This is a genomic window from Liquorilactobacillus mali KCTC 3596 = DSM 20444, assembly GCF_000260415.1.
Lineage (GTDB): Bacteria > Bacillota > Bacilli > Lactobacillales > Lactobacillaceae > Liquorilactobacillus > Liquorilactobacillus mali.
On the sequence record NZ_BACP01000102.1, the window covers coordinates 1 to 286 of the forward strand.

The following is a 286-nucleotide window of genomic DNA, read 5'->3' on the forward strand; positions in this document are numbered from 1 at the left end:
TATCAATTAGGTTATTATACACAAAGGCTTCTGGATAACGATTTTATCCAGAGCATGTCTAAAAAGGGAAATTGTCATGATAATGCACCAATCGAGAGTTTCTTTCATATTTACAAAATGGAATGCTTGAGTGGCTTTCCCCCTTACAAAGATATTAAGTCACTCAGAGAAGCTTCGCTGAATTATGTCAGTTGGTATAATAATCACCGAATTTCACTCAAAACAAAAGGCATGTCCCCAATTGAGTATCGAGAACATACCTTAGCAGCATAAAAATATCTATTTT

Annotated in this window: 1 protein-coding gene; it reads left to right on the forward strand. The window is 34.6% G+C overall.

All coding sequences use genetic code 11. The features are described from left to right. Nucleotides 1-273: IS3 family transposase (locus tag GSM_RS13690; RefSeq protein ID WP_010078431.1), on the forward strand; the 273-nt coding region annotated here is incomplete at its 5' end. Nucleotides 274-286: the final 13 nt, after the last annotated feature.